Raw genomic sequence first — 21045 nt, 5'->3', positions numbered from 1 at the left:
GGCCGGCGCGCGGGCCTGAAACGGCACAACCAGGCCGGCACGCGGCTTGTAAGCCTGCGGCGTCATGGAGGCCCTCATGGCGATTTCTCGACGTTCCCTGCTGGCCGCGACCGTTTTTGGGACAGCAGGATCCGTTGTTCCGGCGGCGGCACAGCAGGCACCGCGGAGCGAACCGGCGCGCGCGCTCGGTCAGCTCGGACTGGAGGCTACTCATTTCGGACTGCGCCCCGGCTCCGCCGACGATCAGTCACGGCCGCTTCAGAATGCGCTCGCGGAAGCGGCCAGGCGCGGCGCGCCCTTGCTGCTGCCGCCGGGGCGCTATCGCGTGTCCAACGTCATCCTGCCCGAGGGCTCACGGCTGGTCGGTGTCCCCGGCGCCACGCAGCTCGTCGCGGCGCAAGCAGGCCCGCTGCTCATCGCCCGCCGCATCAAGCGCACGGCGCTGACAGGGCTCAGTCTCGACGGGCTCGACATCCGCGCCAGCGAGCGAGCCGGACTTGTGGCCGCCGAGGAGGTCCTGGAGCTCACCCTGAATGAATGCGAGTTCGCCAATGCGGGCTCGGTCGGCCTCGTCCTGACCCGAACAGCGGGGCGGATCCAGGCCAGCAGGTTTCGCAGCATGCGCGAATCGGCGCTGTTCTCGCTCGATTCGCGCGGGCTCTCGATCGAAGGCAACCAGATCGAGGATTGCGGCAATAACGGTATCCAGATCTGGCGCAGCCAGGCGGGCGACGATCAGTCGCTCATTCGCGGCAATCGGATCAACCGCATCCGTTCGGATTCCGGCGGTGACGGGCCTAATGGCAACGGCATCAGCCTGTTCCGCGCCGGCGGTGTCATCATCGAGAGCAACAGCCTGCGCGACTGCGCGCTGACCTTCATCCGGAACAACTCCGGTTCGACCGTGCAGATCATCGGCAACCAGGGCAAGCGCTGCGGCGAGACCGCGCTCTATTCGGAATTCGCCTTCGAGGGCGCCATCATCAGCGGCAATCTGCTGGAGGATTGCGCCATGGGCATAAACGTCACCAATCTCGACCATGGCGGGCGGCTCGCCGTCGTCGCCAACAACATCATCAGCAACGCCCAGAAGGGTTATGCCCCGAAAGGCAAGGAGCCGGTCGGGGGCATGGGCGTGCATGTCGAGGCGGAGGCCGCCGTGACCGGCAATGTCGTGGAGAATGCCAGCGATGTCGGCATCTCGCTCGGCTGGTCCTGGGCCATGCGCAACCTCGTGGCCACCGGCAACATCGTTCGCAAGACCGGGATCGGCATCTCGGTCTCGCTGGTGCCGAAGGAACGCAACGCCCTGATCGCCAACAATGTCATTGCGGACGCGAAGCTCGGTGCCGTCCTCGGCACCGAATACGGCACGATCGTCACTGGCGACCTGACGCAAGGCGCTGACAAGCGGGCGACCGGCATCCGTGTCGAGAACAACGCGGTGAGCTGAAGCACCGGCCCGAAAGTGGATAGCTGTTCTTCAGGAAAGCCGACGCGATCACAAAAGGGTAGACGATCGGACCGGATACGATATCCGATCCGATGATTTAAGCGCTGGCTGCCGCCCTCACGCGCCCGACCTCGATGCCGTTCCAGTTCTTCAGGACGCTTTCGCGCAGCGGCGCAAAGCTCGCCGCCTCCGTCTCGCTCATCGGCAGGAAGCGCGCGATCAGCGAGGCCATCACCACCTCGGCCGCGCGCCCTGCCCCGTCATCGCATTTCAGCGCAATGCCGAGCCCGAGTTCCGGAATCGCGCCGCAATAGACGCCTTCCGCGCCGGTCTTGATGAAGATGCGCTCGCGCAGGAGTTCCATCGCGCGCGTGTCGAACCGGCCGGTTCCCGCGACCATGAAGGGGTGAGCAGCGACCGCCTTGCGGATGCGCAGTGCGGCCTCGGCGCGCTTCGGCCCAAGCCCGTGGCCGGAGCCGAGACGGGCGAAGCCCAGCGCCAGCGACGTCAGCGGCACGGCATAGGTCGGAATCGAGCAGCCGTCGGTGCCCATGAGATCGGCGGAGTGGGCCGCGCCTGTCACCTCTTCGAGCGCGCCGCGCACCGCCTTCTGGACGGCGTGGCCGGCCTTGACGTAGCCGGTCGGGTCCTCATCCAGGCCGCAGGACAGGCAGACGAAACCGGCATGCTTGCCCGAACAGTTGTTGTTGAGAGCGGTCGGTTCCTGGCCTGCCTTGGAAATGGCGCGCGCCGCAGCCTCGTTCATCGGCCAATGCGCGCCGCATTCGAGGCAACCGGCATCGCGACCGGCCTTCCTCAGCATGCCGAGCGAGGTTTCGGCATGAGCCGGCTCGCCGGAATGCGAGGCGACGGCAAGCGCGATCTCGGCTTCGGTCAAACCGTAGCGGTCGGCAGCGCCGCTCTCGAACAGCGGCAGGGCCTGGATCGCCTTCACCGCCGAGCGCGGGAACACGGGGCGCTCGACATCCCCCAGCGAAAGCACCACAGCGCCGTCCGCATCGACCACGATTGCAGCGCCGCGATGGCGCGATTCGACGACGGCGCCGCGCATCACCTTGGCAAGAACGGGGTTTTCCATAACGATCTCCAAGCTCGCAGAGGCCATGCACATGGTGCCCAGCCTTGTGGCGTTTGCGGCTCGACCTGTCAAAAGCCATAGCGCAGACTGGCGTGGCCTGCGATTCAGGACGTGGTCCGCAGCCGCAGAGCCGGAGAAGCCGAGCCAGCCATGTCGACGGATTACGAGACAGAATACAATAACCGCGCCCGCGTGCCGGAGCATCCCGGAATCATTGCCGGCTGGCAGGCGGACGCTGCGGCCTATCGCGGTATCGCGGTCAGCGAACTCGGCATCTCCTATGGCCCGGGCGAGCGGCAACATTACGACCTGTTCAAGCCCGAGGCGGTCAAGGGCAACGCCATCGTGCTCTTCATCCATGGTGGCTACTGGCAGGCGCTCGACCGCTCCTATTTCTCGCATATGGCGCGCGGCGTGAACCGGCTCGGCGTTCCCATGGCGGTCGCGGGCTACGATCTCTGCCCACAGGTCGAGCTCGGCCACATCGTCTGGGAGCTGCAGCAGGCGGCGGCGGCCCTCTGGCGGCAGTTCAACCGGCCGATCGTCGCATCGGGCCATTCGGCGGGCGGGCATCTCGCCGCCTGCCTGCTCGCCACCGACTGGAAGAATGTCGACCCCGACCTGCCGGACCAGCTGGTGCCGGCAGCCTATGGCATCTCCGGCCTCTACAACCTGAAGCCCCTGACCGAGACGAGCATCAACAAGGCGCTCGGACTCGACATGGAATCGGCCGAGCGGGAGAGCCCATTGTTCTGGCCGGCCCCCTCGGGATTGCTGATGGACGCCGTGGTCGGCGGGGCCGAAAGCGATGAATACCTGAAGCAGAGCCGCCGCATCACCGATGTCTGGGGCCTGGAAGGCGTCAGGACGCAGTATGGCGAGATCGACGGCGCGAACCATTTCACCGTCCTTGCCGATCTTCCCGACCCCGACAGTGCAATGAGCAAGCGCCTCGCCGAACTCGCAGGCGCTTGATCTTCCGGCGCGAGGCTCTATCCAGAGGGACAGGATTTTCGGAGCGCGTGATGCAGACCTTCTTCGTCGAGATCAAATGCAAGCTCGGCAAGACCTATGAGGTCGCCAGCGAACTCGCTGATCGCGAGATCGCCTCGGAGATTTATTCGACCGCCGGCAATTACGACATCCTGGCCAAGTTCCACGTCGCCGCGGATGTCGATATCGGCCATTTCGTAGCGCAGAAGGTGCAGTCGATCCCCGAGATCGCCGACACGCACACGATCATCACCTTCAAGGCGTTCTGAGGCCCTTTACCGTCCTCATCCTGCCACGCGCAGKCATGCTCCGGCCCTACGAATCCGTGGAGAAGGACATTCTCCACGCGGTGGCTGCTGGCCATGCCGGCTCCGATCCGCCAAAATATCCACTGAACTCGGGAGGTTCTTTCAATGAGAAACGTCGCCACACTCGCCAGCCGCGCCGCCATGGCCGCGGCGCTGTCTCTGGTCGCGGGTGCCGCTGTCGCGCAGGAATTGCGCATCGGCATCTCGGCCGAGCCGAGCGCGATGGACCCGCACTATCACAACCTGACCCCCAACAACATGCTGGCCCGGCACATCTACGAGCCGCTGGTCGGCCAGGACGCCTCGCAGCGGCTGGTTCCCAGCCTCGCCGAAAGCTGGAAGGCGATCGACGACACGACCTGGGAGTTCAGGCTCCGCCAGAACGTCAAGTTCCATGACGGCTCGCCCTTCACCGCCGACGACGTGCTCGCGACCTTCCAGCGCGCGCCGAACGTGCCCAAGAGCCCCTCGAGCTTCTCGGCCTATGTCCGCGGCAAGGAGATCAGCAAGGTCGACGACTACACGATCCGCATCAAGACCGCCGCGCCGGCGCCGCTGGTGCCGACCGATCTTTCGACCTTCGGCGTCATCTCCGCCAAGTGCAAGGACACCACCACCGAGGAATTCAACGCCGGCAAATGCGCGGCGGGCGGCACCGGCCCCTACAAGCAGGCCGAGTTCGTCTCGGGCGACCGCGTCGTCATGACCGCCAATGACAGCTGGTGGGGCGGCAGCAAGGATCTCTGGAAGAAGGTGACGTTCCGTGTCGTCACTTCGGCGCCCACCCGGGTCGCGGCCCTGCTCGCCGGCGATGTCGACATGATCGAAGCCGTTCCGACCTCGGATGTCGCCAAGCTCAAGGGCGACAAGAACCTGAATGTCGTCAGCCAGGTCTCGAACCGCGTGGTCTATTTCCACATGGACCATTTCCGCGACGTCTCCCCCTTCATCAAGGGCAAGGACGGCTCCGAGATCAAGAATCCGCTGAGGGATGTCCGCGTCCGCAAGGCGCTTTCGATGGCGATCAATCGGCCGGGCATCGTCGAGCGCATCATGGAGAAGGAGGCGATCCCCGCTGGCCAGCTCCTGCCCGATTCATTCTTCGGCACCTCCAAGAACCTGAAGCCGGTCGCCTTCGATCTCGCCGGCGCCAAGAAGCTGCTGGCCGAGGCCGGGTACCCGAACGGCTTCAAGATGAAGATGCACGGGCCGAACGGGCGCTACACCAACGACACCAAGATCATCGAGGCTGTCGCCCAGATGTTCGCGCGGCTCGGCATCGAGACCGAGGTCGAGACGCTGCCCCCGGCCAACTTCTTCACCCGCGCCTCGCAGGGCGCAGCGGGCAATGTGCCGGAATTCTCCTTCATCCTCGTCGGCTGGGCCGCCGGAACGGGCGAGTCCTCGGACTCGCTCAAGGCGCTGCTTGCGACCTTCAACCCGCAGAAGGGCATGGGAGCGACCAATCGCGGCCGCTACTCCAACCCGGCCTTCGACGCGAAGGTCGAGGAAGGCCTGCGCACGGTCGACGACAAGAAGCGCGATGCCATCTTCGGCGAGGCGATGGAGATCGGCATGAACGATGTCGGGCTGATCCCGACACATTTCCAGCTCAACACCTGGGCTGCCCGCAAGGGCTTCAAGGTCGAGCCGCGCTCCGACGAGTACACGCTCGCGACCTCCGTCACCAAGCAGTGACCGCGTCGGCGGATTGACGTCGTTCCCGGGCTCAGGCCCGGGAACCTCTCGCCGATGACCGCTGGTCACGGAAGGGTCGGAGCAAACCCGGCCACGCTGTTTTGAGCGCTGCGTTCGCGCACACCATCCCGCTCGCGAAGGAACCAACCCGATGGCTGCCTTCATCCTTCGTCGCCTGGCGCAGGCCCTCTTCGTCATCGGCGCGATGCTGGTCATCGTCTTCTTCGGTGTGAACGTCGTCGGCGACCCGATCTACATGCTCGTCTCGCCGGAGATGAACCAGGAGCAGATCGCCGAAACGGCCCGCTCGCTCGGCCTCGACCGACCGATCTGGGAACAGTTCCTGATCTTCCTGAAGAATGCCATGCAAGGCGATCTCGGCCGCTCCTTCGTGCATGGCGAGTCCGCGATCAAGCTCATCCTGTCGCGCATGCCGGCGACGCTGGAACTCGCCCTTGTCGCGCTTTTCATGGCGATCGTGATCGGGCTGCCGCTTGGCCTCTATGCGGGGCTGAAACCGGAGAGCAAGGCCTCGCGCGCGATCATGGCGATCTCGATCCTCGGCTTCTCGCTGCCGACATTCTGGGTCGGGCTGATGCTGATCCTCGCCTTTGCCGTCGGATTGGGCTGGTTCCCCGCCACGGGCCGGGGCGAAACCGTCTCCGTCTTCGGCATCGAGACTTCGCTGCTGACGCTCGACGGCTGGCAGCATGTGGCCCTGCCGGCGCTGAACCTCGCACTGCTCAAGATCTCGCTTGTCATCCGCCTGGCACGGGCCGGGGCACGCGAGGCGGCCCTGATGGACTATGTCAAATTCGCCCGTGCCAAGGGCCTTTCACAGAGCCGGATCATCGGCGTCCACATCCTGAAGAACATCATGATCCCGATCGTCACCGTGCTCGGGCTCGAATTCGGCTCGCTCGTCGCCTTTTCCGTGGTGACGGAGACGATCTTCGCCTGGCCCGGCATGGGCCGCCTCCTGCTGGAGGCGATCACCCGGCTCGATCGACCGGTCATCGTCGCCTATGTCATGGTTGTCGTCGTGCTGTTCGTGACGATCAACCTGCTGGTCGATCTGGTTTATTCCGCGCTCGATCCGCGCGTCCGCCTGACGGAGGCCAGCACGTGAGCGAGACCAGTCTGCCCACGGTCACGACGACCCCGACCGCGCCGGCCAGGGAAGAGACGCCGCTGCGGCGCTTCGTCCGCAGCTTCATCGAGGATCGCGTTGCGCTGATCGGCCTCCTGGTCTTCGCGACGATCGTGCTGCTGGCGCTCGCCGCGCCGCTGATTGCCCCGCAAAACCCCTATGACCTCGCGGCGGTCGATGTGATGGACTCCCGCCAGCCGCCAGGCGCCGTGGCCGGCGAGGGCTTTACGATGTGGCTGGGCTCCGACGGTGTCGGCCGCGATCTGCTCTCCGGCATTCTCTACGGCCTGCGCATTTCGCTGATGGTGGGGGCCTTCTCCGGGCTGATCGCCGCGACCGTCGGCATGACCGTCGGACTGATCGCCGCCTATGCCGGCGGCAAGGTCGAGACCGTGATCATGCGGCTCGTCGACCTGCAACTATCGCTGCCCTCGGTCCTCGTCGCGCTGATCCTGGTCGCTGCGCTCGGCAAGGGCGTCGACAAGATCATCATTGCCCTCGTCATCGTGCAATGGGCCTATTACGCCCGCACCGTCCGCGGCTCCGCGCTGGTCGAGCGCCGCAAGGAATATGTCGAAGCGGCGCAGTCGCTCGGCCTCTCCCACGCGCGCACCGTCTTCCGCCATATCCTGCCGAACTGCCTCGCCCCGGTCATCGTGATCGCGACCGTGCAGACCGCGCATGCGATCTCGCTGGAGGCGACGCTGTCGTTCCTCGGAGTCGGCCTGCCGCAAACGGAGCCGTCGCTCGGCGTGCTGATCGCCAACGGCTTCCAGTACATGATCTCGGGCAGCTACTGGATCTCGGTCTTCCCCGGCCTCGCCTTGCTCATGACCATCGTCTCGATCAACCTGGTCGGCGACAGGTTGCGCGACGTGTTGAACCCGCGCCTGGAGAAGTGAAGCCATGAGCGATCACATGCTCCAGGTCAGCGATCTCAAGACCCATTTCTTCACCCGCGCCGGCACGGTGAAGTCGGTCGACGGCGTCTCGTTCCATGTCCGTCGCGGGGAAGTGCTCGGCCTGGTCGGCGAATCCGGCTCGGGCAAATCGGTCACCGGCTTCTCGATCATGGGGCTGATCGATCCCCCCGGCCGCATTGTCGAGGGCTCGATCAAGCTCAACGGCAAGGAGCTCGTCGGCCTCGGGGAAGACGAATTCCGGACGGTCCGCGGTCGCGAGGTCGCGATGATCTTCCAGGATCCGATGATGACGCTGAACCCGGTCCTGCGCATCGACACGCAAATGATCGAAGCCGTCACCGCCCATGACAAGGTCTCGCACAAGGCAGCGCGGGCCCGCGCCCGGGATGCCCTCGCCAAAGTCGGCATCCCCTCGCCCGAAGAGCGGTTGAATGCCTATCCGCACCAGTTCTCGGGCGGCATGCGCCAGCGTGTCGCGATCGCGATCGCGCTGCTGCATCGTCCACCGCTGATCATTTGCGACGAGCCGACCACCGCGCTCGACGTCACCATCCAGAGCCAGATCCTTGCCGAGATGCAATCCCTCTGTGCCGAAACCGGGACTGCCCTGGTCTGGATCACCCATGACCTCGGCGTCGTCGCCGGGCTCGCCGACCGGATCGCGGTGATGTATGCCGGCCGCATCGTCGAGGCGGGCGCGGTCGATCCCGTGCTCGACACGCCCTTGCACCCCTATACCGCCGGCCTGCTCGGCTCGCTGCCGAGCGAGGGGGAACCTGGTGAGATGCTGCGCCAGATCAGGGGCTCGACGCCTTCGCTCGCTCGCCTGCCGCAGGGCTGCGCCTTTGCCCCACGCTGCGACTACGCTCAGGGCGACTGCCTCACGATCGCGCCAGCCACGACGGCTTTCCCCGGCGAGCGCGGCGTGCGCTGTCATCATCCCCTGAGCGGAACCGGGGTTGCGGCATGAACGATACACCGATCCTCACCCTCGAAAGCGTCTCGAAGCGCTTCGCCAAACCGCTCGACGCGGCCGCGAAATTCGCGAACTGGTTCGGCGCCGGCAATACCGAAGAGGTCGTGCACGCGGTCGACAGCGTCGATCTCTCGATCCGGGCCGGCGAGGTCGTCGGGCTGGTCGGCGAATCCGGCTGCGGCAAATCAACGCTCGGACGGGTCGTCGCGGGGATTCACAAGGCGAGCGCCGGCCGCGTGAGCTGGCGCGGGCGCTATACCGACGAGATGGGCACCGAGGAGCGCCACGCTGCGACGCTGGCCATCCAGATGATCTTCCAGGACCCGATGTCCTCGCTCAACCCGCGCATGCGGGTCAGCGACATCGTCGGCGAAGCGCCCGTCGTGCACGGGCTGACGACACGCGCCGGCCAGGCGGATTATGTCGACGATATTCTCAATCGCGTCGGCCTCGACCCGACCTACAAGCGGCGCTATCCGCACCAGTTCTCGGGCGGCCAACGTGCCCGCATCGGCATCGCGAGAGCACTGGCGGTGAAGCCGGAATTCGTCGTCTGCGACGAAAGCGTGGCTGCTCTCGATGTCTCGATTCAGGCCCAGGTCCTGAATCTTTTCATGAAGCTGCGCGACGAACTCAACCTGACCTACCTCTTCATCAGCCACGACCTCGGCGTCGTCCGGCACCTCTCGGACCGGGTCGTGATCATGTATCTCGGCCGTGTCGTCGAGGCCGCGCCCGCCGCCGCCCTCTTCAAGGGGCCGCAGCACCCCTATGCCCAGGCACTGCTCGCCAATGTGCCGACGATCACGGCTCGCAAGAAGCGTTTTGCGCCGGTCAGCGGCGAGATCCCCTCGCCGCTGCACCCGCCATCAGGTTGCCATTTCCACCCGCGCTGTCCGCATGCCGGGCCGCGCTGCAAGGCGGAGCGGCCAGCGCTGAAAACGATCGCGTCCGGCCATGTCGCGGCCTGTCACTTGCATGACGGCGGCGTCGGAGCGATGGCGGCCTGAAGCGATCCTGTCGTTTCGGTTGAATGATTGTTGCCCCCGGCACGCTTGACGGCACCGCGTTTCCGGGCGACCTCCAAGCTGATTTGGCCTTGGGCCGTGGAGCCAGGAACGCAGGACGATGAAAAGCACCTTGTCGACGGATCTTCGCTCGGGCGCGCTCGTCTACCACCGCCTGCCCCGGCCCGGTAAGCTCGAGATCCAGGCAACGAAGCCTCTCGGCAACCAGCGCGACCTGGCGCTCGCCTATTCTCCCGGTGTGGCTGCCGCCTGCGAGGCGATCGTCGACGACCCCGCGGAAGCCGCCGAACTGACCTCGCGCCAGAACCTCGTCGCGGTCATCACCAACGGCACAGCCGTTCTCGGCCTCGGCGATATCGGCCCGCTCGCTTCCAAGCCGGTGATGGAGGGCAAGGCGGTCCTGTTCAAGAAATTCGCCGGGATCGACTGCTTCGACATCGAGGTCGACCAGAAGAACATCGAGAAATTCGTCGATGTCGTTGCGGCGCTGGAACCGACCTTCGGCGGCATCAACCTCGAGGACATCAAGGGTCCCGAATGCTTCGAGATCGAGGAGCAGCTCAAGGCCCGGATGAACATCCCGGTCTTCCATGACGATCAGCACGGCACCGCGATCATCGTCAGCGCCGCGATCCTGAACGGGCTCGATCTCGCGGGAAAACAGATCGGCGACGTCAAGATCGTCGTCTCCGGCGCCGGCGCAGCCGCGCTTGCCTGCCTCAACCTTCTGGTCGAGCTCGGGGCCAGGCGCCGGAATATCTGGGTCACCGACCTTGAAGGCGTGGTCCACAAGGGCCGCAACACGCTGATGGACCGCTGGAAGGAGGTCTATGCGCAGGAGACCGATGCGCGGACGCTCAGCGACGTGATCGGCGACGCCGATGTCTTCCTCGGCCTGTCTGCCGCCGGCGTTCTGAAGCCCGAGATGGCCAAGCGCATGGCGGCGAGTCCGCTGATCCTGGCGCTGGCCAACCCGAACCCGGAGATTACGCCGGAGGATGCGCTTGCCGCACGTCCTGACGCGATGATCTGCACCGGCCGCTCGGACTATCCGAACCAGGTCAACAACGTCCTGTGCTTCCCCTACATCTTCCGCGGCGCGCTCGATGTGCACGCCACGACGATCAACGAAGCGATGAAGCTCGCCGCCGTGCGCGCGATTGCATCGCTGGCGCGGGAGGCCACGTCCGACATCGCGGCGCGCGCCTATGGCGGCGAATCGCAGACATTCGGTGCGACCTCGCTGATCCCGAACCCGTTCGATCCGCGCCTGATCCTGCGCATTGCCCCGGCAGTCGCGCAGGCCGCGATGGATACCGGCGTCGCACGCAAGCCGCTGGCCGATATCGAGGCCTATCGCGAGGACCTGTCGCGCTTCGTCTTCCGTTCCGGCTTCATCATGAAGCCGCTCTTTGCGCAGGCGAAGGCCGACCCCAAGCGCGTCATCTACGCCGAAGGCGAGGATGAGCGCGTGCTGCGCGCCGCTCAAGTGGCGCTGGAGGAAGGCATGGCCGTGCCGATCCTGATCGGCCGCCCGAGCGTCATCGAAACCCGGGTGAAGCGCTTCGGCCTGACGATCCGGCCAGGCATCGATTGCGAGGTGATCAACCCCGAGGATGATCCGCGTTATCGCGACTACGTGCAGACCTATCTCGAGATCGCCGGCCGGCGGGGCATCACGCCGGAGGCCGCACGCGTGCTGGTGCGCACCAACAACACGGTGATCGCGGCACTCTCGGTGATGCGCGGCGAGGCCGATGCCATGATCACCGGCCTGGAAGGGCGCTTTCTGTCGCGGCTGCGGCACATCAAGGACATCATCGGGCTTGCGCCCGGAGCACGCGACATCTCGGCGATGACGCTGATCATCACCAACAAGGGCGCCTTCTTCCTGGCCGACACCCATGTGAAGCATGATCCGACCGCTGAGGAGATCGCCGACATGGCGGTGATCGCGGCGAGCCATGTCTCGCGCTTCGGCATCCCGCCCAAGATCGCCCTGCTCTCTCATTCGGATTTCGGCGCGGCCGACACCCCCTCCTCGCTGAAGATGCGCAAGGCGGTCTGCCTGATCCGCGAGCGCGCGCCGGAACTCGAATGCGACGGTGAGATGGAGGCCGACACCGCCCTCCTGCCGATGGTGCGCGACAGGGTGCTGCCCTCCTCGCATCTCAAGGGCGTCGCCAATGTGCTGATCTTCCCGAATCTCGACGCCGCCAACATCGCCTACCAGTTCGCCAAGGTGCTGGCGGATGCGCTCCCGGTCGGCCCGATCCTGATCGGAGCGGCCAAGCCGGTGCATATCCTGACCGGTTCGGTGACGGCACGCGGCGTCGTCAACATGACGGCCGTGGCCGTGGTCGAGGCGCAGGAACGCGCTGCGGCTTCGCCAGCCTAGTCAGGAGGCGTTGCAGCGGCGCCGTTTCCTGCCATTCTGCGGTGCTCCGGCGGACCGGGATTGCGGGGAACAGGCCATGCGCATCACCAGGATGCTGCTGCGGCTCGCGGCTGTCATGCTTCCGATCCTGGCCGCGGCAGCGGCCAGCGCGCAGGAGCCCCTGCGCGAGGAGAGCACCTTCCTCCGGATCAAGCTCGAGGGGCGTGACATCAGGCTCGAGGCGCTGATCGTCAGGCCGGAGCGTGCTGAGGGTCGCCTCCCGCTGGCGCTGATCACTCATGGCAAATCCTCGAGCAGCGTCAGCATGGGCGATTTGCGGGCGGCGTCCTACGCCACCGTCGCCCGGGATTTTGCCCGGCGTGGCTGGCTCGCAGCCGTCGTCATGCGTCGTGGCTTCGGCCAGTCGGACGGGCCCTTCCCGGCCTCGACCTCCTGCGCCGATCTCGATTTCACCAGCCGATTCGAGGCGGATGCCAGCGAACTCGAAGCCGCCCTGCGGGTGCTGCAACAGCGCGACGATGTCGACCCGGCGCGCGCCATTGCGGTCGGAGAATCGGCGGGAGGCGCGGCGGTCCTGGCGCTCGCCCAGCGCAAACCAGCGGGCTTGCGCGGCATCGTCAATGTCGCCGGCGGCCTGAATATCGACAGCTGTGTCGACAAGGCGCGCGATGCGCTGGTCGGCATCGTCAAGGGCTGGCAGGTGCCCGGCGCGCCACCACAGCTCTGGATCTATGCGAAAAACGACGAGCTGTTTCCGCCCGCGCTCGTCGATCGCATGCGCGGCGCCGCACGCGATGCCGGCGGCGATATCCGCTTCGTCGAGCTCCCCGAAGTCCGGCCCACTGGTCACCTGATCTTCCGTCACGGACAAGCCCGGTTCTTCTGGCTGCGCGAGGTGGACGCGTCGCTGCGTGCCTGGAAGCTGCCGACCTGGTCGCCCGCCCAGGCAAGGGAGCTCTTTGCCAAGCTGGGGCTGACGGCACGCGCCGCCGCATTCGAGCAGTATTTTGCAGCGCCCGGCGAGAAGGCGATGGCGCTCAGCCGGTCACGCAAGCATTTCCGCTACACCTTTGGCTCTCAGACGCTCGATCGCGCCAAGGAAGCGACACTGAACGATTGCGCCAAGGCCGCTGGCGATTGCGTGATCGCCTTCGAGAACGACACGTTCATGCTGCCCTCCGGCGGCGCCCCGTAAACGAAAACGGGGATCAAGACTTTTCCTGCCTGCAAGTTTTTTTCCTGCTTGGCAGCGCGCGAGCAGCGCGCTCTACTCTCCCGGTCATGTCAGGAACAGGCAGGAAGACCTGCCCTCAGGGGAGTTTCGTCATGTTCAGGATCACGCGCCGCGCGGCGCCGCTCGCCATTGCCGCGGCTCTGGCGCTCGCCACCACCACGGTCGCACAAGCCCAGGTCACCTTCCATCGCGGCAACGACTCCGATCCCGAGACGCTCGACGCGCACAAGACCTCGACCGTGTCGGAAGCGCATCTGCTGCGTGATCTCTCCGAAGGGCTCGTCATCCACCACATCAACGGCACCGTCGTGCCCGGCGTGGCCGAAAGCTGGACGATCAGCCCGGACGGCAAGACCTACACCTTCAAGCTGCGCCCTAATGCGAAATGGTCAAACGGGGACGCGGTGAAGGCCTCGGATTTCGTCTTCTCGCTGCGGCGGATGGTCAATCCCGAGACGGGGGCGAAATACGCGAACATTCTCTATCCGATCCTGAACGCGGAGAAGATCAACAAGAGCGACGGGGGCGCGAAGCTTGCCGATCTGGGTGTGACGGCCGTCAATGACACGACGCTCGAGATCAAGCTGGAGCGATCGACCCCGTATTTTCTCGAATTGCTGACGCACCAGACCGGACTTCCGGTCCATCCGGCCTCAGTCGAGAAATTCGGCAGCGATTTCGTCAAGCCGGAGAACTGGGTTTCGAACGGCGCCTATGTGCTCAAGGAGTTCGTGCCGAACTCCCATATCAAGCTTGAAAAGAACAAGGCCTTCCACGACGCGGCCAACGTCAAGATCGATACAGTGATCTATTATCCGTCGCCGGACCTCGCCGCCGCCGCCCGGCGCTTCCAGGCCGGCGAACTGCATATGACGACCGACATCCCCGCCGACCAGATCAAGCAGCTGCGCGAAAAACTGGGCGATCAAGTCAAGATCGCGCCCTATCTCGGCACCTATTTCCTCATCATCAACAGCTCGAAGAAGCCCTTCGACGATGTCCGCGTCCGCCAGGCCCTTTCCATGGTGCTCGACCGTGAGTTCATCGCCGACGAGATCTGGGGTGGCACGATGCTGCCGGCCTATGGCGTCATTCCGCCGAATATCGGCAATTACGGCACGGCCGCCGAAGCCGACTTCAAGAACGCCTCGCCGCTCGACCGCGAGGAGAAGGCCAAGCAGTTGCTCAAGGATGCGGGCTTCGGGCCCGGCATGCCCTTGAAGATACAGCTCCGCTACAACACGACCGACAACAACCGACGCACCGTCATCGCCATTGCCGAGCAGTGGAAGGCACTCGGCGTCGAGACCAGCTTCATCAACACCGACGGCAAGACCCATTTCGCCCTTCTGCGTGACGGTGGCGATTTCGACATCGCCCGCTATGGCTGGATCGGCGATTTTTCGGACCCGCAGAACTTCCTGTTTCTGTTCCTCAGCGACAACAAGGGGTTCAATTCCGGCAAGTACAACAACCCGACCTTCGACGGCTTGCTGGCCAAGGCCGCCGACGAGATCGACCTGACCAAGCGCGCCGCGATCCTGCGCGAGGCCGACGCGATCCTGGCTGCCGAGGTGCCGTGGATTCCGGTGATGTTCTATTCGTCGAAGAACCTGGTCTCGCCCAAGCTCGTCGGCTTCCAGCAGAATCTGCGCGGCGCGCTGCCGACACGCTTCATGAGCCTGAAGCCGTAAGAAACCCGCGTGTCATGGCCGGGCCTGCCCGGTCATGACACCGCAGACGGCCCGGTTCATTCGGAATGCTCTCCTTCATCCTGCGTCGCCTCGCCATCGCGATCCCGACCCTGTTCGTGATCGTGACGATTTCCTTCTTCCTGATGCGCGTCGCACCGGGCGGGCCGTTCGACCTCGAACAGCCGCTGGAAGCGAAGGTGATGGAGAACCTGCGCCGGATCTATCAGCTCGACCGGCCGCTCTATCAGCAATATCTGACCTATCTCGCGGCTTTGATCAGGGGTGATTTCGGCCCTTCCTTCTACTTCCGCGACTTCTCTATCGCCGAGCTCTTCGCGCAGGGGCTGCCGGTCTCGATGCGGCTGGGCGCATCGGCACTCGCTCTTGCCCTGCTAATCGGCGGCCCGCTCGGCGTGCTCGCAGCCTTCCGCCAGAACGAGCATGCCGACCATGCGGTGATGGGTTTTGCCACTGCCGGCATCACCATTCCCAACTTCGTGGTCGCGCCCGTGCTGCAGATCGTCTTCGGGCTGATGCTGGCCTGGTTGCCGGTCGGCGGCTGGAATGGCGGTGCGGTCCGCAACACTATCCTGCCGATCGTGACTTTGGCGCTGCCGCAGATCGCGGTGATCGCGCGGATGACCCGCGCGGCGATGATCGAGACCCTGCGCGCCAACCATATCCGCACCTTGCGGGCACAAGGGCTTTCCAGCGTGACGGTCGCACTGCATGCGCTGCGCGGCGCGGCCCTGCCCGTCGTCTCCTATCTCGGGCCGGCCGCCGCGGCCTTGCTGACGGGCTCGGTCGTGGTCGAGAGCATCTTCGCCGTTCCCGGAATCGGCCGCTATTTCGTCGAGGGTGCGCTCAACCGCGACTACACCCTGGTGATGGGCACGGTCGTTGTCGTGGCGATCTTCGTGCTGGTCTTCAATCTCGTCGTCGACGTTGTCTATGCGCTGCTCGATCCGCGCGTCAGGCTGGAGTGAGCGCATGAGCGAGATCACGCTTGCCCCCCTGCCCGTCACCGGGCGCTCGCTCTGGCAGGATGCGCGCATCCGCCTGATGCGCAACCGCGCAGCGGTCGCGAGCCTGATCGTGCTGGCGCTGATGACGCTGGCCTGCCTGATCGGCCCGTTGATGACCGGGCATCCGCATGATCGGGTCTACCAGGACTATGTCCGTGTGCCCGCCAGCATCGAGAGCTATCCCAAGGCCGAGGCGATACCGGCCGCCGTGCAACGCATCGCCTCACGCGTCCGGGCAACGGCGGGCGATGTCGCAATAAGCCGGGACGGCGTGCGCCTGACGCTGACGTCACAGCGCCCGATCGATCAGCGGCTTCTCGTCTATTTCGATCGCTCAGACCAGTTCGGGACCCCGAAGATCCTGGCCAATGAGGAAGATGGCCGCAGGCTCGCTCTGGAGGTACCGATCAAGCGGCAGCGCTTCTGGTTCGGCACCGATGCCAATGGCCGCGACCTGCTGACCCGCACGCTAATCGCCGGGCGGGTTTCCCTGGCGATCGGCCTGCTCGCGACAGGTGTCGCGCTCGTGATCGGCGTCAGCTACGGCGCAACGGCGGGCTATCTCGGCGGGCGCGTCGACATGCTGATGATGCGCATCGTCGACGTGCTCTATTCGCTGCCCTTCATCTTCTTCGTCATCCTGCTGGTCGTCTTCTTCGGCCGGAATTTCATCCTGATGTTCCTTGCCGTCGGCGCGATCGAATGGCTCGACATGGCCCGGATCGTTCGCGGACAGACACTCTCGATCAAGCGACAGGAATATGTGCTGGCGGCCGAGGCGCTCGGCGTCACGACCGGCGGCATCCTGAGGCGCCATGTCATTCCCAACACGCTTGGCCCAGTCATCATCTATGTCACGCTGCTGGTGCCGAAGATCATCCTGCTCGAGAGTTTTCTCTCCTTCCTCGGCCTCGGCGTGCAGGAGCCGATGACGAGCTGGGGCGTGCTGATCTCGGACGGCGCCCGCTCGATCCAGGGCGCGCCCTGGATGCTGATCTTCCCGGCGAGCTTCCTGGTGACCACGCTGTTCGCGCTGAACTTCCTCGGCGATGGCCTGCGCGACGCGCTCGATCCCAGGGATCGCTGAGATGGGGGACGCTCCGATCCTCGAGATCCGCGACCTGCGCGTGCGCTTCCGGACCAATGATGGGCTGCTCGATGCGGTGAACGGCGTCGATATCGCTGTCGGAGCCGGCGAATTCGTCGCCATCGTCGGCGAATCCGGTTCCGGCAAAAGCCAGACGGTGATGGCCGCGATGGGCCTGCTCGCTGGGAATGGCGAGGTGGAAGGCTCGATCCGCTATCGCGGCACGGAGCTGCTCGGGCTGAAACCCAAGCAACTCAATGCCTATCGCGGCCGGAAGCTCGCGATGATTTTCCAGGAGCCCATGACATCGCTCGACCCGCTGTTCCGGATCGGCAGCCAGATGGCCGCGCCTCTGCGCAAACACCAGGGATTGTCACGCAGCGCCGCGCGGACGCGGGCGCTCGAACTCCTGAAACTCGTCCAGATTCCCCGGCCGCAGGAACGGCTCGATGCCTATCCGCACGAGCTCTCAGGCGGGCAGCGCCAACGCGTCATGATCGCGATGGCCCTGGCCAATGATCCCGATATCCTGATTGCCGACGAACCGACGACAGCGCTCGACGTCACCATCGAGGCCGAGATCCTGGCGCTGATCGCCGATCTCAGAAAGCGGCTCGGCATGGCCGTCGTCCTGATCAGCCACGATCTCGGGCTGGTGCGGAAATATGCAGAGCGCGTCTATGTGATGAAGTCTGGCGAAGTGGTGGAGAGCGGAACCACCGAGGTCCTCTTCGCAGCACCGAGCCATCCCTATACCAAGCTGCTGCTCTCGGCAGAGCCCGCAGGCCATAAGCAACCTGCGCCGAAGGGCGCCCCGATCCTGCTCGAGGCCCGTGACCTGCGCGTCAGCTACGATCTCGGTCGTGGCTTTCTCAAGCGCAGGAACGGCTTGCTCCACGCCGTCGACGGTGTCGATCTGACCCTGCAGCGCGGCCAGACCATCGGCATCGTCGGGGAGTCCGGCTCGGGAAAGTCGACGCTGGGAAAGGCGCTACTCAGGCTCGTGCCGGCCAGCGGGCAGATCCGATTCGAGGACCGGGCGCTGGCGCCGCTCGATCGCTCGCAGATGCGGCCGCTGCGCAAGAGCCTGCAGGTCGTTTTCCAGGACCCATTCGGCTCGCTCTCGCCGCGGCTCACCGTAGGCGAGATCGTCAGCGAGGGGCTGCTGGTCCACGCGCCCCATCTGACGCGCGCCGAACGCGACATGCGCGCGGCGCAGGCCCTGGAGGAGGTCTCGCTCGATCCGCGCCTGCGCAACCGCTATCCGCACGAATTCTCGGGCGGCCAGCGCCAACGCATCGCGATCGCGCGCGCGATGATCCTGCACCCGGCGCTGGTCGTACTGGACGAGCCGACCTCGGCGCTCGATCGTACCGTGCAGAAGAGCATCGTGGCGTTGCTCAAGGACCTCCAGGCCCGCCACGACCTCTCCTATCTCTTCATCAGCCACGACCTCGCCGTGGTCCGCGCCATGGCCGACACGATCATGGTGATGAAGGATGGCAGCGTCGTCGAAAGCGGACCAACCGAGGCGATTTTCGCCGCACCGCGCGAGGGCTACACGCAGAGGCTGATCGCGGCCGCGCTCAAGGCGTAAACGGAAGATATCCGGTCCGGCCCGGTGGCCGTGGCGGTCCTCGTCCCTTCGGCGCGGCAGTGTTGCGCCCGACGCCGATCTGCAAGCCGGCTTTGGCACTCGCCTCCCGCCCGCGCCTCCGCTACCAATGCCGACGTTCCTTCAACCACGAGACCGAAGCCGATGAGCCGTATTGTCTATGTGAATGGTGAGTACCTGCCCGAGGAAGAGGCCAGGATCTCGATTTTCGACCGCGGCTTCATCTTCGGCGACGGCATCTACGAGGTCTCGGCGGTGCTCGGCGGCAAGCTGGTCGACTGCGACGCGCATCTTGCCCGTCTGGAGCGCTCCTGCGGAGAAATCCGGCTCGCCCTGCCCTGGTCGCGCGCCGAACTGACCGCCATCCATGAGGAGCTGATCAAGCTCAACAATATCGACGAGGGCGGTATCTATCTCCAGGTCTCGCGCGGCGCTGCCGACCGTGACTTCGCCTTCCCGAAGGATGTGGCGCCGACCCTGGTGATGTTCTCGCAGGCCCGCAACCTGAGCGAGGCCCCCGCCGCCAAGACCGGCATCAAGGTCGTCTCCTGCCCGGACCTGCGCTGGGCCCGCCGGGACATCAAGAGCGTCAACCTGCTCGGGCCGGTGCTGGCCAAGCAGTTCGCCGCCGAAAGCGGCGCGCAGGAAGCCTGGCTGGTGGAAGATGGCGTCGTCACCGAAGGTGCGTCCTCGACCGCCTGGATCGTCAAGGGCAAGACGCTGATCTCGCGGCCGCTCTCGAACAAGGTCCTGCCGGGCATCACCCGCAAGGCTGTTCTGGCTTTCCTCGCCGAAACCGGCTTCACCTTCGAGGAACGCACGTTCACGCTGGATGAGGCGCTCGATGCCGAGGAGGCCTTCATCACCTCGGCCAACAGCTTCGTGATGCCGGTGGTCTCGATCGACGGCCATACGATCCACAATGGCGCGCCGGGCCCAACCGCGATCCGCCTGCGCGAAATCTATATCGACTTCGCCAGGAAGGGCGGCGTGCTGGGCTGATCGCCCACACGCTCCCCCGCGACATAGGTCGCGGCGACATTGCGCTCGTCACCCAGCGTGACGAGCACGAAGAGTTCCTCGGCGAGATCGCGCGCCGTTTCCAACCGGTGCGCCATGGCCCGCGTCGCTGCCGGGTCGAGCACCACGACATCCGCCTCGCGGCCGGGCTCGAGCGAGCCGATGAGATGATCGAGCCCCAACGCCACCGCATTGCCGCGCGTGATGGCATGGAGCGCCGCGAACGCGGAAAGCGACTGGCCCTGCAGCTGCAGCACCTTGTAGGCCTCGGCCATGGTCCGCAACATCGAGTAGCTGGTGCCGCCGCCGATATCGGTCGCGACCGCAACCCGTACGCCTTCCCGCTTCGCCCGGGCCCAGTCGAACAGGCCTGAACCGAGGAAGAGGTTCGACGTCGGACAGAACACGGCGACAGCTCCGGCCTCGGCAAAAGCACGCCATTCATGCTTGGTCATGTGGATGCAGTGGCCCAACAGGCTCTTGCGGCCGAGCAGGCCGTAATCCCGATAGATGCCGGCATAATCATCGGCATCCGGATAGAGCTGGCAGGCCAACGAGATCTCGGCCTGGTTCTCGTTGATATGGGTCTGGACGAAGCAGTCCGGATGTTCAGAGGCGAGTCGCCCGGCAGCGGCCAGCTGCTCCGGTGTCGAGGTCACCGCAAAGCGCGGCGTGATCGCATAGAGCTGGCGTCCCCTGCCGTGCCAGCGCTCGATCAGGGCCTTGCTGTCGGCATAGCTGCTCTCGGCCGTATCGGTCAGCGCCGCCGGGGCGTTGCGGTCCATCATCACCTTGCCGGCAATCATCCGCGTGTTGCGGCGCTCCGATTCGGCGAAGAAGGCTTCGGCCGATTGACGGTGAACGGAGCAGTAGACGGCCGCCGTGGTGGTGCCGCTCGCCAGCAACTCGTCCAGCAGGAACCGCGTCAGCTTCTCCGGATGTCCCTGCTGCGCCAGCTTCTGCTCCTCGACGAAGGTGTATTTGTTCAGCCACTCCATCAGCTGCGCACCATAGGAGGCGATCACCTGGGTCTGCGGCATGTGCAGATGCGCGTCGATGAAGCCCGGCATGATCAGGTTCGGCCGGTGATCGACGATTTCCGCCTCTTCCGGCAGCGTCGGCAGCAGCTCCGATGCGGCGCCGACGGCCTTGATCAGTCCGTCGGCGATGACGACCAGGCCATCCCCGATGAAGCGATGCGCCGCGTCGCCGGAGGTCTCGGGATCGCCGACGAACCAGAGCAGGCGGCCACGCAGGGCGCGAAGGCGACGGTCTTCGTTCACAGGCTCGTGCTCCGGCTCAAAATCACGTCATATCTGCACCAAATCAAAGCTTTCGGCCAAG

At 65.3% G+C, this 21045-nt stretch carries 17 protein-coding genes; 15 read left to right on the top strand and 2 right to left on the bottom strand.

Annotation, left to right across the window (positions count from 1 at the left end):
• Positions 1-76: 76 nt before the first annotated feature.
• Positions 77-1453: a TIGR03808 family TAT-translocated repetitive protein gene (locus AC1DW9_RS23770; RefSeq protein WP_441506626.1), complete on the top strand. Its 1377-nt coding sequence runs from the start codon at positions 77-79 to the stop codon at positions 1451-1453.
• A 97-nt stretch (positions 1454-1550) separates the two neighbouring features.
• Here the strand turns inward: AC1DW9_RS23770 and AC1DW9_RS23765 are convergent, their stop codons facing one another.
• Entirely contained in the window at positions 1551-2552 is a 1002-nt protein-coding gene (locus AC1DW9_RS23765; RefSeq protein WP_476775653.1) for an asparaginase, read from the bottom strand.
• A gap of 150 nt (positions 2553-2702) precedes the next feature.
• Between AC1DW9_RS23765 and AC1DW9_RS23760 the strand changes: the two genes are divergently transcribed.
• From AC1DW9_RS23760 to AC1DW9_RS23695, 14 genes are all read left to right on the top strand, one after another.
• The gene (locus AC1DW9_RS23760; RefSeq protein WP_476769287.1) at positions 2703-3527 is read left to right on the top strand and encodes an alpha/beta hydrolase; all 825 of its coding nucleotides are present in this window, start codon (positions 2703-2705) and stop codon (positions 3525-3527) included.
• Positions 3528-3577: 50 nt separating this feature from the next.
• Positions 3578-3814 carry an Lrp/AsnC ligand binding domain-containing protein gene (locus AC1DW9_RS23755; protein ID WP_038361355.1) on the top strand — a complete coding sequence of 79 codons (237 nt, stop codon included), beginning with the start codon at positions 3578-3580 and terminating at the stop codon, positions 3812-3814.
• Positions 3815-3958: 144 nt separating this feature from the next.
• On the top strand, positions 3959-5551 hold the full coding sequence (locus tag AC1DW9_RS23750; protein WP_476769286.1) for an ABC transporter substrate-binding protein: 1593 nt from the start codon (positions 3959-3961) through the stop codon (positions 5549-5551).
• 151 nt (positions 5552-5702) lie between these two features.
• The gene (locus AC1DW9_RS23745; protein ID WP_069877289.1) at positions 5703-6680 is read left to right on the top strand and encodes an ABC transporter permease; all 978 of its coding nucleotides are present in this window, start codon (positions 5703-5705) and stop codon (positions 6678-6680) included.
• Positions 6677-7603, top strand: a complete 927-nt coding sequence (locus tag AC1DW9_RS23740; protein ID WP_441489121.1) for an ABC transporter permease — start codon at positions 6677-6679, stop codon at positions 7601-7603. Before AC1DW9_RS23745 ends, AC1DW9_RS23740 begins: the two co-directional genes overlap by 4 nt.
• Before the next feature lie 4 nt (positions 7604-7607).
• The gene (locus AC1DW9_RS23735) at positions 7608-8594 is read left to right on the top strand and encodes an ABC transporter ATP-binding protein (RefSeq protein ID WP_476775652.1); all 987 of its coding nucleotides are present in this window, start codon (positions 7608-7610) and stop codon (positions 8592-8594) included.
• Positions 8591-9610 carry an ABC transporter ATP-binding protein gene (locus AC1DW9_RS23730; protein WP_476769283.1) on the top strand — a complete coding sequence of 340 codons (1020 nt, stop codon included), beginning with the start codon at positions 8591-8593 and terminating at the stop codon, positions 9608-9610. The genes AC1DW9_RS23735 and AC1DW9_RS23730 overlap by 4 nt, the downstream gene beginning before the upstream one ends.
• 118 nt (positions 9611-9728) lie before the next feature.
• A complete protein-coding gene (locus tag AC1DW9_RS23725) occupies positions 9729-12026 on the top strand; it encodes an NADP-dependent malic enzyme (RefSeq protein WP_441506633.1) in 2298 nt (765 codons plus the stop codon).
• Between the two features lie 76 nt (positions 12027-12102).
• The gene (locus AC1DW9_RS23720; RefSeq protein ID WP_441506634.1) at positions 12103-13221 is read left to right on the top strand and encodes an alpha/beta hydrolase family protein; all 1119 of its coding nucleotides are present in this window, start codon (positions 12103-12105) and stop codon (positions 13219-13221) included.
• 131 nt (positions 13222-13352) lie between these two features.
• The gene (locus AC1DW9_RS23715) at positions 13353-14954 is read left to right on the top strand and encodes a peptide ABC transporter substrate-binding protein (protein WP_441489116.1); all 1602 of its coding nucleotides are present in this window, start codon (positions 13353-13355) and stop codon (positions 14952-14954) included.
• A 65-nt stretch (positions 14955-15019) separates the two neighbouring features.
• Positions 15020-15940 (top strand): ABC transporter permease subunit, encoded by a 921-nt coding sequence (locus tag AC1DW9_RS23710; protein ID WP_441489115.1) that lies wholly within the window; start codon positions 15020-15022, stop codon positions 15938-15940.
• Positions 15941-15944: 4 nt separating this feature from the next.
• Positions 15945-17066: an ABC transporter permease subunit gene (locus AC1DW9_RS23705; protein WP_441506635.1), complete on the top strand. Its 1122-nt coding sequence runs from the start codon at positions 15945-15947 to the stop codon at positions 17064-17066.
• Position 17067: 1 nt separating this feature from the next.
• On the top strand, positions 17068-18663 hold the full coding sequence (locus AC1DW9_RS23700) for an ABC transporter ATP-binding protein (protein ID WP_441506636.1): 1596 nt from the start codon (positions 17068-17070) through the stop codon (positions 18661-18663).
• A 162-nt stretch (positions 18664-18825) separates the two neighbouring features.
• Complete coding sequence (locus AC1DW9_RS23695; RefSeq protein WP_069877297.1) at positions 18826-19683, top strand: D-amino-acid transaminase; 858 nt, start codon at positions 18826-18828, stop codon at positions 19681-19683.
• Here AC1DW9_RS23695 and guaD read toward each other — a convergent pair.
• Positions 19644-20984 (bottom strand): guanine deaminase, encoded by a 1341-nt coding sequence (gene guaD, locus AC1DW9_RS23690; protein WP_441506637.1) that lies wholly within the window; start codon positions 20982-20984, stop codon positions 19644-19646. The genes AC1DW9_RS23695 and guaD overlap by 40 nt on opposite strands.
• Positions 20985-21045 lie beyond the last annotated feature (61 nt).

The sequence above is a fragment of the Allobosea sp. P4_E12 genome, assembly GCF_056401655.1.
The sequence above is the reverse complement of the archived record's forward strand: the minus strand, read 5'-3'. Positions and strand labels throughout refer to the sequence as shown.